12 protein-coding genes are annotated in these 12,321 nt (G+C 62.3%); 4 read left to right on the top strand and 8 right to left on the bottom strand.

All coding sequences use genetic code 11. The features are described from left to right. The first annotated feature begins 14 nt into the window (after positions 1-14). A complete protein-coding gene (locus BTN82_RS06665; RefSeq protein ID WP_075118370.1) occupies positions 15-1,448 on the top strand; it encodes a M48 family metalloprotease in 1,434 nt (477 codons plus the stop codon). A gap of 76 nt (positions 1,449-1,524) precedes the next feature. Here the strand turns inward: BTN82_RS06665 and BTN82_RS06660 are convergent, their stop codons facing one another. From BTN82_RS06660 to rpoE, 4 genes are all read right to left on the bottom strand, one after another. After that, positions 1,525-2,952 (bottom strand): DegQ family serine endoprotease, encoded by a 1,428-nt coding sequence (locus BTN82_RS06660; protein ID WP_075118369.1) that lies wholly within the window; start codon positions 2,950-2,952, stop codon positions 1,525-1,527. A gap of 230 nt (positions 2,953-3,182) precedes the next feature. Beyond that, complete coding sequence (locus tag BTN82_RS06655; protein ID WP_075118368.1) at positions 3,183-4,145, bottom strand: MucB/RseB C-terminal domain-containing protein; 963 nt, start codon at positions 4,143-4,145, stop codon at positions 3,183-3,185. Between the two features lie 8 nt (positions 4,146-4,153). Then, complete coding sequence (locus BTN82_RS06650; protein WP_075118367.1) at positions 4,154-4,741, bottom strand: sigma-E factor negative regulatory protein; 588 nt, start codon at positions 4,739-4,741, stop codon at positions 4,154-4,156. A 31-nt stretch (positions 4,742-4,772) separates the two neighbouring features. Continuing rightward, positions 4,773-5,354 (bottom strand): RNA polymerase sigma factor RpoE, encoded by a 582-nt coding sequence (rpoE, locus tag BTN82_RS06645; RefSeq protein WP_019692537.1) that lies wholly within the window; start codon positions 5,352-5,354, stop codon positions 4,773-4,775. A gap of 571 nt (positions 5,355-5,925) precedes the next feature. On the opposite strand from rpoE, the gene nadB reads away from it, so the two are divergent. Continuing rightward, positions 5,926-7,542 carry an L-aspartate oxidase gene (gene nadB, locus BTN82_RS06640; RefSeq protein ID WP_075118366.1) on the top strand — a complete coding sequence of 539 codons (1,617 nt, stop codon included), beginning with the start codon at positions 5,926-5,928 and terminating at the stop codon, positions 7,540-7,542. Here the strand turns inward: nadB and BTN82_RS06635 are convergent. Next, positions 7,511-7,963, bottom strand: a complete 453-nt coding sequence (locus tag BTN82_RS06635) for a protein YgfX (RefSeq protein ID WP_075118365.1) — start codon at positions 7,961-7,963, stop codon at positions 7,511-7,513. The genes nadB and BTN82_RS06635 overlap by 32 nt on opposite strands. Beyond that, positions 7,947-8,201, bottom strand: coding sequence for a succinate dehydrogenase assembly factor 2 (locus tag BTN82_RS06630; protein WP_075118364.1), 255 nt, complete (start codon positions 8,199-8,201; stop codon positions 7,947-7,949). The genes BTN82_RS06635 and BTN82_RS06630 overlap by 17 nt, the downstream gene beginning before the upstream one ends. Positions 8,202-8,350: 149 nt before the next feature. Here BTN82_RS06630 and BTN82_RS06625 point away from each other — a divergent pair, with 149 nt between their 5' ends. Beyond that, positions 8,351-9,295 (top strand): YgfZ/GcvT domain-containing protein, encoded by a 945-nt coding sequence (locus BTN82_RS06625; RefSeq protein ID WP_075118363.1) that lies wholly within the window; start codon positions 8,351-8,353, stop codon positions 9,293-9,295. Between the two features lie 36 nt (positions 9,296-9,331). Beyond that, positions 9,332-10,153 carry an HDOD domain-containing protein gene (locus tag BTN82_RS06620; RefSeq protein ID WP_075118362.1) on the top strand — a complete coding sequence of 274 codons (822 nt, stop codon included), beginning with the start codon at positions 9,332-9,334 and terminating at the stop codon, positions 10,151-10,153. Between the two features lie 13 nt (positions 10,154-10,166). Here BTN82_RS06620 and BTN82_RS06615 read toward each other — a convergent pair whose 3' ends face one another. Continuing rightward, entirely contained in the window at positions 10,167-11,552 is a 1,386-nt protein-coding gene (locus BTN82_RS06615) for a sensor histidine kinase (protein WP_075118361.1), read from the bottom strand. Continuing rightward, complete coding sequence (locus BTN82_RS06610) at positions 11,545-12,216, bottom strand: response regulator (protein WP_075118360.1); 672 nt, start codon at positions 12,214-12,216, stop codon at positions 11,545-11,547. Before BTN82_RS06610 ends, BTN82_RS06615 begins: the two co-directional genes overlap by 8 nt. Between the last annotated feature and the right edge of the window lie 105 nt (positions 12,217-12,321).

Below are 12,321 nucleotides of genomic sequence, written 5' to 3'. Positions count from 1 at the left end.
CTAAGGCTTTGTGCATGACTTTTTTGCGCCCTACCCTGCTGACGCTCGCTTGCCTGCTCGCCTCACCGGGCTTCGCCGACGACTTGCCGTCACTCGGTGATGCCAGTTCTGCCATCGTCTCGCCGCAACAGGAATACCAGCTGGGCCGCGCCTGGCTGGCGCTGCTGCGCAGCCAGGTCTCGCAACTCAACGACCCGCAACTCAAGGACTACGTCGAAACCAGCGTCTACAAACTGGTCGAGACCAGTCAGGTCAACGACCGACGCCTCGAATTCATCCTGATCAATAGCCCGCAACTCAACGCCTTCGCCGCGCCCGGCGGAATTGTCGGGGTCAACGGCGGATTGTTCCTCAACGCCCAGACCGAAGGCGAATACGCCTCGGTACTGGCGCACGAACTGGCGCACTTGTCGCAACGCCACTTCGCCCGCGGCGTAGAAGCGTCACAACGCATGCAAGTGCCGATGATGGCGGCCCTGCTGGCTGGCATCGTGATCGCCGCGGCAGGTGGCGGTGATGCCGGGATCGCCGCGATTGCCGGCACCCAGGCCGCGGCCATCCAGGAACAGCGGCGTTTCTCCCGGCAGAACGAACAGGAGGCCGACCGCATTGGCATCCTCAACCTGGAAAAGGCCGGCTATGACCCACGCTCCATGCCGACCATGTTCGAGCGCCTGATGCGCCAGTACCGCTTCGACGCCAAGCCGCCGGAATTCCTGCTGACCCACCCGGTGACCGAGTCACGGATCGCCGACACCCGCAACCGCGCCGAACAAGCCAAAGCAGGCGGCAAGGAAGACAGCCTGCTCTACCAACTGATTCGCGCGCGGGTGCAACTGATCTACGAAGAATCTCCCGGCATGGGCGCCAAGCGCTTCCGGGCCCAGCTCGATGAAAACCCGAAAAACGATATCGCCCGCTACGGCCTCGCTATCGCCCAGATCAAGGGCAGCCAATTCAACGACGCCCGGGAAAACCTGAAACAGCTGCTGGCCAAGCAACCCAACGACATCACCTACAACCTGGCCCAGATCGATCTGGATACCGCCACCAGCCGCTTCTCGGACGCCCAGTCGCGGGTGGAGAAAATGCTGTCCCAGTATCCGGGCAACTACCCGCTGAATCAGGTCAGGGTCGATCTGCTGCTCAAGCAGAATCGCCCGGCGGACGCCGAGAAAGCCCTGGAAAGCCTGCTCAAGACCCGCCCTGACGATCCCGATGTCTGGTACTCGGTGGCGGAGACCCGTGGACTGTCCGGCAACATCATCGGCCTGCATCAAGCTCGAGCCGAGTACTTTGCCCTGGTCGGTGACTATCGCCAGGCGATCCAGCAACTGGATTTCGCCAAACGTCGTGCCGGCAGCAACTTCCCCCTGTCGTCGCGGATCGATGCCCGCCAGCGCGAGCTGATGGATCAAGAGCAGATGGTCAAGGACATTATGCGCTGAACCCGAGCGACGCCCATAAAAAAGCCCGCCTCTTTCGAGGCGGGCTTTTTATTGCGCGACCAACCCGCTACGCGGATTACTCGGCCAGTTTGAAGGTAATGAAGCTGGCGCGCCCTTGACGCAGAACCCGCATCGATACCGAGCGGTTCTTCGGCAGCGCCTGAGCGATCTCAGTGAAGTTCTTGGTCGAAGTGATCGCCTGGTTGTTCAAGTGAGTGATCACGTCGCCCGGTTGCAGGCCGATCAGCGCGGCCGGGCCGTCCTGAACTTCCTTGATCACCACGCCGCCCTTGAGGTCGTAGCTTTTCTTCTGCTCATCGGTCAGCTCGACCACCGCAACGCCCAGGCGGTTGCTACTGCGCTCCGCGCCAGACTTGCCAATGGCGTCCAGGGCCTTGTCTTCATCCGGAATCGCCCCAACGGTCAACTCGACGTTCTTGCGCTTGCCGTCACGAATCACTTCAAGATTGGCTTTGGCACCGGCCTTGAGAGCGCCCACCAGATGCGGCAGGTCCGCCGACATGATGATCGGCTGGCCGTTCATGCTCAGGATCACATCACCCACTTGCAGGCCGCCCTTGGCTGCCGGACCGTCATCCTGGATCTGCGCCACCAGCGCACCGGCCGGTTTCTCCAGGCCGAAGGACTCAGCCAGGTCCTTGTTCACTTCCTGGATGACCACGCCCAGCCAGCCGCGGCTGACTTTGCCACCGGCTTTCAACTGGTTGGAAACGTCCATGGCGACATCGATCGGAATCGCGAAAGACACCCCCATGAATCCGCCGGAGCGGGTGTAGATCTGCGAGTTGATGCCCACGACTTCACCGGCCAGGTTGAACAGCGGACCACCGGAGTTACCCGGGTTGATCGGCACGTCGGTCTGGATGAACGGCACGTAGTTTTCGTTTGGCAGGCTGCGACCGATGGCACTGACGATGCCCTGGGTCACGGTGTGGTCAAAACCGAACGGCGAGCCGATGGCTACCACCCACTGACCGGCTTTCAGGTCCTGGGACTTGCCCAGTTTCAGTACCGGCAGGTCCTTGCCATCGATCTTCAGCAATGCCACGTCGGAACGTGGATCGGTCCCGATCAGCTTGGCTTTCAGCTCGCTGCGATCGGCCAGGCGCACGAGGATTTCGTCCGCGTCGGCAATCACGTGGTTGTTGGTCAGGATGTAGCCGTCCGACGAGATGATGAAACCCGAGCCCAGGGATTGAGCTTCACGCTGGCGATCGCCTCGTGGCGAGCGCGGTTGCTGCGGCATGCCACGCTCGAAAAATTCGCGCAGCATCGGCGGCAACCCTTCCAGGTCTGGCATCTGGGCTGAAACCTTGCGGTCCGGAAGCTTCTGCGTGGTACTGATGTTGACCACGGCAGGCGATGCCTGCTCGACCAATTGCGTGAAGTCGGGCAGGTCTGCCGCCTGCGCGGCAACCGCCTGACCAAGCACCAGCACAGTAGCGAAAATGGTGAGGTAGGATTTCAAACGTGGTATCGACATACGGCTCCCATTACAACGAGCGTGATTAAGCGATAGGCAACAAGACATACCGAGCGGCGGCACTTTTGTTGCGGAAACGACAAACAAGGCCAGAACCTAGTGGTTCTGACCTATAAGAAAAAACAGGGGGTTTTGCAAATGAAAATGTTCACCGAACATTTAGATATCTCGATTGCAGAGCCGGCATTGCAGACCTCTTACACAACCAACATTAACGCTCGATGAACAGCTCACTGCGCCTTGGGCGCAGTGGCGTCAGTACGCATCGACAAGGCAATCCGTTCGGCGGTCCCGATAGGTATCTCGCCCACCACCGTCACCATTATTTCGCCGTCGGGCGTGGTCAGGCGCCGGGACACGGCCACGGTTGGTCCCAACTGGGTTCGGGTATCGGTCACCGTCGCCCCGTTGAGCGGTTCAAGGAACACCGAGAAGCGGGCCAGGCCGTCGTCGTACATCAGGCTGTTGACCATGACCTTGGTATCGGGGTCCTTGCGCGCGCTGCTGCTGGTCAACTCGAAGCCCGGGGGCAGCCAGTCGGAATGCCAGCTCTGCGCAGACTTCACGGCGGAAGCCTTGTCGCTGTCCAGGACAACCGACTTGCATTCGGCGCTAGCCTGCAACTCGCTGTCCTGCGGTACGTCCGTGGTATCCAGACGCGTGAACTGGAAGCGCTCGAGCAGTTGCCCCTTGTCGTTCAGCAGCAACGACTTGAGCGGCAGGCCCGTCTCGCGGTCCAGATGCAGTTCAAAACCATAACGGTGCTGGTCCCGTGGGGTCAGCGAAACGATGACCGCCGCGCGCCCAGCCACCCGCGACTTGCCGATGACGGCAAGGTCGTACCAATTCTTCAGTTTTTCCGGATCGAGGGAATGGGCCGAAGCGTTGGGAGAGTCTCCCAGGCCGGCCACCAGCGTACCGCTGACACACTGGGTACGCCCATCAACGCGCACAACCTCTTGAGCGGAACCGTCGAGCTGGACCAAACGCTCGCGGACCTGACCATCCTGGACGCGATGCCAGATGTTATGGGTAGAAAAACTACCGTTACGCTCGTAGACGAAAGTACCCTGGAAGCTTTGCTGCTGTTCGGCTTGCCCAAGACGCTTCAACCAGTCCTGAGCTTCATCGGCGTGGGCTGGAACAATGAACCAGCCACTGAGCAGAAGCGAGAGTAGAGGGATGGCGCGCATGATCCTCCTTAACGGTTTTCCAGGCTCGCCGCACGAGCGTAAGGCAGGGCGCTTTCAGTGCCCTTCAGTGCAGCTTGTTGAGCATGCTGGCGCAAGTAGCTTGGCAGACGCTGATCGTGCCAGCCCGGCTGGCCTTGCAATACGCCGTTGGCCATAGGGCCAGTGGCTTCGGAGCTCTCATTATAGCCGGCCAATACCGCTGGGCCTTTAACTTGAGGCGCAGCCAGGGTTGGCTGGTTCGATTGCTGAGCCAACTCGACACCAGCGATCTCGTCCTGGTTGTACAGGCGAACGCCCGCCAGCACGGCAACGGTCACCGAGGCAGCAACGGCCAGCCGGCCCAGGTTGCGCCATGGACCACGAGTGGCCTTGGCCGGCACGGCTTCATCCGCCAGCGCAGCAGAAACGGCTGCAGCGATGTCCAGGCGCGGGAGCAGCAATTCCTTGTGCATGGCCGCACGGGCGATCTGGTAACGGGCCCAGGTCTCACGGGTTTCCACTTCGTCGACGGCATTCAATACCCGACGCAATTCCAGTTCGTCCGCTTCGTTATCCATCACTGCGGACAGCGATTCCTGCAGGGCTTCACGACTCATGGCGGTTCCTCTCTTGGCTGTCGCCGCTGTCTCAGCTTTCCTGCAACAACGGCTGCAGGGCTTTATCGATGGCCTCCCGAGCGCGGAAAATCCGGGAGCGCACGGTACCCACCGGACATTGCATGACGCTCGCAATGTCCTCGTAACTCAGACCATCGAATTCACGTAAAGTTAAAGCCGTACGCAAATCTTCTGGCAATTGCTGAATGGTTCGATGGACGGTGCCCTCGATCTCATCCCGCAGCAATGCGCGCTCCGGTGATTCGAGATCCTTGAGGCCATGATCGCCATCGTAGAACTCTGCATCCTCGGAACTGACATCGCTATCCGGCGGCCGGCGGCCGCGTGAAACCAGATAGTTTTTCGCCGTGTTGATGGCGATACGGTAAAGCCACGTATAAAACGCACTGTCACCGCGGAAATTACCAAGCGCACGGTAAGCCTTGATAAAAGCTTCTTGTGCAACATCCTGGGCTTCATGGGTGTCGTGCACGAACCGCACGATCAACCCGAGAATTTTGTGCTGGTACTTCAGCACTAGCAGATCGAACGCTCGCTTGTCGCCGCGCTGAACGCGTTCGACCAGCTGCTGATCCTCTTCCTGGGTTAGCATGAACACTCCTCGATAAGCTCGGAGGAGGCTTGCATAACTAAACGATCCGGCTTGCAAACATAGACTCGGGCTTTTCGCAAAAGTTCTCCCCCTCCAAGCAAGTTTCCTGCGGGCTCTGATTTGGCACGCACGAAAAACGCAGCACGGGCAAGGCCGGCTGCGCGAATAATCCTGTCGTCGAATCGAGCTGCATGACCGCGATACAAGTCCTGCATGAAAACCGACGCTGTCCCTTCTATCAGGCAACCTTCTATTGAGTTTGGGGCCATAGCAAAAGTTCCCAATCTTTATAGCCGGGCAGAGCGAACATTGTGTAACCATGAAGAGAAAAAGGTTGCTACATCTTCGATACAGTCGCCAGCTCGCCGGATTGACGGATAAATCGAGCCACCCGCCACCGCCGCTGAAAACAGCCTTTCCCGTCACCATAATTTCATAATGCCACGAAGGCCCGGCTATTGTGCCGATCCCCCCCTCTATATACTAGTGGGCTGCATGGCTGCTTTGACTCGCCGATCCAGGCGTCTTGCGCCAGCCCCGACCCGGGTCGCTTTTTGAGCGGAATCTTCAAATGAGCCAACAGTTTCAACACGATGTCCTGGTGATTGGCAGCGGCGCTGCCGGTCTGAGCCTTGCGCTGACCTTGCCCGGTCATTTGCAAATTGCCGTCTTGAGCAAGGGCAATCTCGCCAATGGCTCGACCTATTGGGCTCAAGGTGGCGTCGCGGCAGTGCTGGACGACACCGACACCGTCGAGTCCCACGTCGACGACACCCTCAACGCCGGTGGCGGCCTGTGCCATGAAGACGCCGTCCGCTTCACCGTCGAGCATAGCCGCGAGGCGATCCAGTGGCTGATCGACCAAGGGGTCCCCTTCACCCGCGACGAGCAATCGAGCAATGAAGACGGCGGTTTCGAGTTCCACCTGACCCGCGAAGGCGGCCACAGCCATCGCCGCATCATCCATGCCGCCGACGCCACCGGCGCGGCCATTTTCAAGACCTTGCTGAACCAGGCCCGGCAACGCCCGAACATCGAACTGCTGGAGCAGCGGGTCGCCGTCGACCTGATCACCGAAAAGCGCCTGGGCCTGGAAGGCGATCGCTGCCTGGGCGCCTACGTGCTCGATCGCGCCACCGGAGAAGTCGATACCTTTGGAGCGCGCTTTGTCATTCTCGCCTCCGGCGGCGCCGCCAAGGTCTACCTCTATACCAGCAACCCCGACGGCGCCTGCGGCGATGGCATTGCCATGGCCTGGCGCTCGGGCTGCCGGGTGGCCAACCTGGAGTTCAATCAGTTCCACCCGACCTGCCTCTATCATCCGCAGGCCAAGAGTTTCCTGATCACCGAAGCCTTGCGCGGCGAGGGCGCCCACCTGAAGCTGCCCAACGGCGAACGCTTCATGCAGCGTTTCGACCCACGCGCCGAGCTGGCGCCGCGGGATATCGTGGCTCGGGCCATCGACCATGAAATGAAGCGCCTGGGTGTCGACTGCGTGTACCTGGACATCAGCCACAAGCCGGCGGACTTCATCAAGAGCCACTTCCCGACCGTGTACGAGCGCTGCCTGGAGTTCTCCATCGATATCACCCGGCAGCCGATCCCGGTGGTCCCGGCCGCGCACTACACCTGCGGCGGGGTGATGGTCGACCAGCAAGGCCGCACCGACGTTCCGGGCCTGTATGCCATTGGCGAAACCAGCTTCACCGGCTTGCACGGCGCCAATCGCATGGCCAGCAACTCGCTGCTGGAGTGTTTCGTCTACGCCCGTTCCGCGGCGACCGACATTCTCGAACAACTGCCGCAGATCGCCATTCCGATCGCCCTGCCCGCCTGGGACGCGAGCCAGGTCACCGACTCCGACGAGGACGTGATCATTGCGCACAACTGGGACGAACTGCGGCGATTCATGTGGGACTATGTCGGCATCGTGCGGACCAACAAACGCCTGCAACGGGCTCAGCACCGGGTGCGTCTGCTGCTGGACGAAATCGATGAGTTCTACAGCAACTACAAGGTCAGCCGTGACCTGATCGAGCTGCGCAACCTGGCCCAGGTCGCCGAATTGATGATTCGCTCGGCGATGGAGCGCAAGGAAAGCCGGGGCCTGCACTACACCCTCGACTACCCGGACCTGCTGCCCGACGCGCTCGACACTATCCTGGTGCCGCCCACCTACGCCGGCTGAACTTGAGCCGTACGCGCAGGCGCCGGTGCACCTCGGCCGCCTGCGCGTCCCGTGGCACACAGACCGACCTCACCCACCGTTCCCCCGGCAAGCGAAAACGCAACACCACCAGAAGTGGCAAGGCCAGGCTGTCGGGACGCAACTGCACCGCTTGCCAGCCCTGCCCCGCGCTCCACAGTTGCCAGCCGTCGGCATTACGGCGCAGGCCAGTGAACGCCGCGCCATGATTCAGCAGAATCTGGCGTGGCAATGCCCAGGCGCCATGTATCAGGCACGCGGCAGTTCCCGGCAGGCGGGCCCAGAGCGGGATGTCGAGCATCAGCAAGGCGCCCAGCGCGAACAGCTGGGCCAGGAGATAGGCCGCGAGCAATTGCCGGGAAGGCTGCCAGCGGCACTCGAAGGCGTTACTTGGGTTGAACACGATCCAGGATCATGCGGACCATGCGCTGCAGCTCGGGATCCTCGGACTCGGAGCGCTCCATGAACCAGCCGAACATGTCCTGGTCTTCGCATTCGAGCAACCTGACGTAGCAGGCACGATCGACGTCGTTCAGCTGCGAATAGACTTCTTTCACGAATGGCACCAGCAACACGTCCAGTTCCAGCATGCCGCGGCGGCTGTGCCAGTAGAGGCGGTTCAGTTCAACATCTTCGACCATGGAGCGCTCCTCAAATAGAGCGCGAGTATACAGGCCGACGGACATCGGGACACTCGGCTTTGGTCGGTGCCGCCCATCCTTTGTGAACTACCCATTTCAAGGGCGCCCCCTTATGATGTCCCCCAGACTTTTTTACCCTGCGATGACCCATGGCTGATTCCGCTTTTTTCTGCCCCCTGTCCCACGAGGGCGTTCTCGCCGTCCGCGGCCCCGATGCCAGCAAGTTCCTTCAGGGCCAGCTGACCTGCAACCTCAATTACCTCAGCCCGACCCAGTCCAGCCTGGGCGCCCGCTGCACCCAGAAAGGCCGCATGCAATCGAGCTTTCGCATCCTGCTCGAAGGTGACGGCTGCCTGCTGGCCATGGCCACGCCGCTGCTGGAAGCGCAATTGGCAGACCTGAAGAAGTACGCAGTGTTCTCCAAGGCCAAGCTCAGCGATGAAAGCGCCCAATGGGCTCGCTTCGGCCTCGGCAACGCCGATGCCGTGCTGGCCGCCCTAGGCCTGGAACTGCCCCAGGAAGACGGCGCCGTTGCCCGCAACGACGGCCTGATCGCCCTTCGTGTTTCGCCGCAACGGGCCGAACTCTGGGTACCGGCGGAGCAAGCGCAAGGCCTGCGCGAAAAGCTTTCTGCGCAATTGCCCGAAGGCGACCTCAACCAATGGTTGCTGGGGCAGATTCGCGCCGGTATCGGCCAGGTCATGCCGGCGACCCGCGAGCTGTTCATTCCGCAAATGCTCAATCTGCAGGCCATCGGCGGCGTCAGTTTCAAGAAAGGCTGCTACACCGGCCAGGAAATCGTCGCGCGCATGCAGTACCTGGGCAAACTCAAGCGCCGCCTGTACCGCCTGGTCCTGGACGCCGCGGAACCACTGCCTGAACCCGGCACCGCGCTGTTTTCCCCGACCCACGCCAGCTCCGTCGGCGAAGTGGTGATCGCGGCCAACGCCGAACAGAACATTGAACTCCTGGCCGTGCTGCAGGCCGAAGCCGCAGAGGATGGCAATCTCCACCTCGGCGCGCTCGAAGGTCCGCGGCTGCGCCTGCTGGACTTGCCTTACTCGCTGGATCGCGATCGGGAAATCCAACGCTGATCGCAGCAACTTCATGCAATACCCTAGAGAACAGAAATGAGTGAGCTGGCGGAAAAGGTCCAACAGGATTTGGTTGAGGCCATCGATAACGATGACCTGGTTCTGCCAACGTTGCCGGAAGTGGCCCTGCAGATTCGCCGGGCCGCGGAAGATCCGGAAATCAGCGTCAGCACCCTGAGCAAAGTGATCGGCCGGGATACGGCGCTGTCGGCGCGCCTGATCAAAGTGGTCAACAGCCCCCTGCTGCGCGCCACCCAGGAAGTCACCGACCTGCACACCGCGATTACCCGCCTGGGCGTCAACTACAGCAGCAACCTGGCGATCGGCCTGGTCATGGAGCAGATTTTCCATGCCCGCTCCGATGTGGTCGCGCAGAAAATGCACGACGTCTGGCGTCGCAGCCTGGAAGTGGCCGGCGTCAGCTATGCGCTGTGCCGCAGCCATACCCAATTGAAACCCGACCAGGCCGCCCTCGGCGGGCTGGTGCACCAGATCGGCGTGCTGCCGATCCTGACCTATGCCGAAGACCACTATGAGCTGCTGTCCGATCCGGTCAGCCTCAACCATGTGATCGAGCACATCCACCCGCTGCTGGGGGACAAGCTGTTGCAAGTCTGGGAGTTTCCGGAACAACTGGCGACCTTGCCGGGGCAGTACCTGGACTTCAAACGCCAGTCGCAGCGCGTGGACTATGTCGACCTGGTGCAAGTCGCCACCTTGTATTGCCACAAGGACAGCGATCACCCGCTGGCCAAGGTCGACGCCTTCAGCGTGCCGGCGTTCAAGAAGCTCAGGATCGACCCCGAGAACAAGGCAATGTGCGACGACCTGGCAGAATCGCGTTCGATGTTCTACTGAGACAGCGCAATCTCTAGCCCGCGTTGAAACTCACCCGCACCTTCAATCCAGCCTGTGCGCCGTCGTGCAGGCTGATCTGCGCCAGGTGCGCGCGGCAGATCTCACCGACGATCGCCAGGCCCAGGCCGGAACCGGCGACATGGGGATTGCGCCGATAGAAGCGCTCGAATACCCGGTCGCGGTCCTCCAGGGGAATCCCCGGGCCGTCGTCTTCCACTTCCAGCACCGCCGGCGCGCTGACCCGCAGAATCACATTACCGCCCGGCTTGGTGTGGGCCAGGGCGTTGTCCACCAGGTTGCTCAGCAACTCGTTCAACAGGGTCGGCTCGCCGCGCAACCAGACCGGCTCGTCGGCTTCCAGGGCCAGGGCGATGCCCCGGGCATGGGCCAAGGGCGCCATGGCCATGCCCAGCTCGCGGGCCAGTTGGCTGAGGTCGAGCAATTGTGCGCCGCCCTCGGCAATCGCCCGCGCACCGTTTTCGATCCGCGCCAGGGACAGCAGTTGGTTGGCCAGATGGGTCAGGCGGTCGGTGCCCTGGGCGGCGCTTTCCAGGGTGGTGCGCCAGGTCTCGGGTTCCGAGGCGCGCAGCCCCAGCTCCAGGCGCGCCTTGAGCGCCGCCAACGGGGTGCGCAATTCATGGGCAGCATCGGCGATGAACTGCGCCTGGCGCTCGAACTGCCCACGCAAGCGCTCGGTGAAGTGGTTGAGCGCCCGCACCAGCGGCCACAACTCGCGCTGCACCTCGACCAGCGGCAAGGGCCGCAAATCGTCGGACTGGCGCTCCTCCACCGCGCTACGCAAACGTTCCAGCGGGCGCAACGCGGCGCTGACCGCGAACCACACCAACAGCAACGCACCGATGGCCAGCATCCCCAGGCGCAGCAAGGTGTCGGCCATCAGGCTGCGGGCCATCCTGACCCGCGCCTCGTCGGTCTCGGCCACGCGAATCTCGGCCATGCCGTTCATGTTCGGTTCGCTGACCGCCTTGAGCAGGCTCACCACCCGGACGTTCTGCCCCTGATAAGTGGCATCGTAGAACCGCGCCAGCGCCGGGTAGTCATCGGTGCGCGGCGTGCCCGGCGGCGGGCCGGGCAGGTTTTCGTAACCGGAAATCAGCTGCCGGTGGATGTCGTTGACCTGGTAATAGATCCGCCCGGCGCTGTCGTAGGCGAAAGTGTCAAGGGCGACATAGGGCACGTTGGCGCTGAGGCCGCCGTCGCGCTGGGACAGGCCGGCGGCGATGGTCCGGGCCGAGGCCAGCAGGGTCCGGTCGTAGGCGGTGTCCGCCGCCTCGCGGCCGTTCCAGTAGGCGCTCAGGCCGCTGGCCAGCATCAGCACCACCAGCAACAGCGCAAGGTTCCACAGCAGGCGCCAGCGCAGGCTGCTGGGCCTATGCATCGCGGCTTTCCAGCAGGTAGCCGAGGCCGCGGAAGGTCACGATGGCCACCGCGTGGCCGTCGAGTTTCTTGCGCAAGCGGTGGACGTAGATCTCGATGGCGTCCGGGCTGGCCTCTTCGTCCAGGCCGAACACCTGGGACGCCAATTGCTCCTTGCTCATGACCCGCCCCGGGCGGGCGATCAGCGCCTCGAGCACGGCCTGCTCGCGGGAGGTCAGGGTCAGCAGTTCCTCGCCGAGGGCAAAGCGCCGGGTATCGAGGTCGTAGGCCAGCACGCCACAGCGCTGCACCCGTTCGCCGCCGAGCACGCTGCGCCGCAGCAGGGCCTTGACCCGTGCTTCCAGCTCGGTCAGCTCGAAGGGCTTGGCCAGGTAGTCGTCGGCCCCGAGGTTGAGACCGTGGACCCGGTCCTTCACGTCGCTGCGCGCGGTCAGCATCAGTACCGGCAGGTTCTTGCCCCGGGCTCGCAGGCGCGCCAGCACCTCGAAACCATCCAGGCGCGGCAGGCCCACGTCGAGGATTGCCATGGCGTAGTCCTCGCTGCCCAGGGCCAGGTCCGCGGCGACGCCGTCGTGCAGCACATCCACGGTCAAACCGGTGCTCTTGAGCGCCTGGGCGACACTTTCAGCCAGCTGCAGGTGGTCTTCGACGAGAAGCACGCGCATGGATTTTCTACCTCGTTCAGGGGGCGACGGCGCTTTTTATTGCCGCGGAGTTTACAGCCGGGACCGCTGCTGTGAAGCCCGGAAACCGTGAAAGTCTGCTGAAAG

This window comes from Pseudomonas chlororaphis, assembly GCF_001921865.1.
Taxonomy (GTDB): domain Bacteria; phylum Pseudomonadota; class Gammaproteobacteria; order Pseudomonadales; family Pseudomonadaceae; genus Aquipseudomonas; species Aquipseudomonas chlororaphis_D.
Note: the sequence above shows the minus strand (reverse complement) of the source record. Positions and strands in the feature narration are given on the sequence as shown.

Coding starts and splice junctions, on each gene's coding strand:
- BTN82_RS06665 (WP_075118370.1), top strand. CDS start 15: ATGACTTTTTTGCGCCCTACCCTGCTGACGCTCGCTTGCCTGCTCGCC.
- BTN82_RS06660 (WP_075118369.1), bottom strand. CDS start 2,952: ATGTCGATACCACGTTTGAAATCCTACCTCACCATTTTCGCTACTGTG.
- BTN82_RS06655 (WP_075118368.1), bottom strand. CDS start 4,145: ATGCGCGCCATCCCTCTACTCTCGCTTCTGCTCAGTGGCTGGTTCATT.
- BTN82_RS06650 (WP_075118367.1), bottom strand. CDS start 4,741: ATGAGTCGTGAAGCCCTGCAGGAATCGCTGTCCGCAGTGATGGATAAC.
- rpoE (WP_019692537.1), bottom strand. CDS start 5,354: ATGCTAACCCAGGAAGAGGATCAGCAGCTGGTCGAACGCGTTCAGCGC.
- nadB (WP_075118366.1), top strand. CDS start 5,926: ATGAGCCAACAGTTTCAACACGATGTCCTGGTGATTGGCAGCGGCGCT.
- BTN82_RS06630 (WP_075118364.1), bottom strand. CDS start 8,201: ATGGTCGAAGATGTTGAACTGAACCGCCTCTACTGGCACAGCCGCCGC.
- BTN82_RS06625 (WP_075118363.1), top strand. CDS start 8,351: ATGGCTGATTCCGCTTTTTTCTGCCCCCTGTCCCACGAGGGCGTTCTC.
- BTN82_RS06620 (WP_075118362.1), top strand. CDS start 9,332: ATGAGTGAGCTGGCGGAAAAGGTCCAACAGGATTTGGTTGAGGCCATC.
- BTN82_RS06615 (WP_075118361.1), bottom strand. CDS start 11,552: ATGCATAGGCCCAGCAGCCTGCGCTGGCGCCTGCTGTGGAACCTTGCG.
- BTN82_RS06610 (WP_075118360.1), bottom strand. CDS start 12,216: ATGCGCGTGCTTCTCGTCGAAGACCACCTGCAGCTGGCTGAAAGTGTC.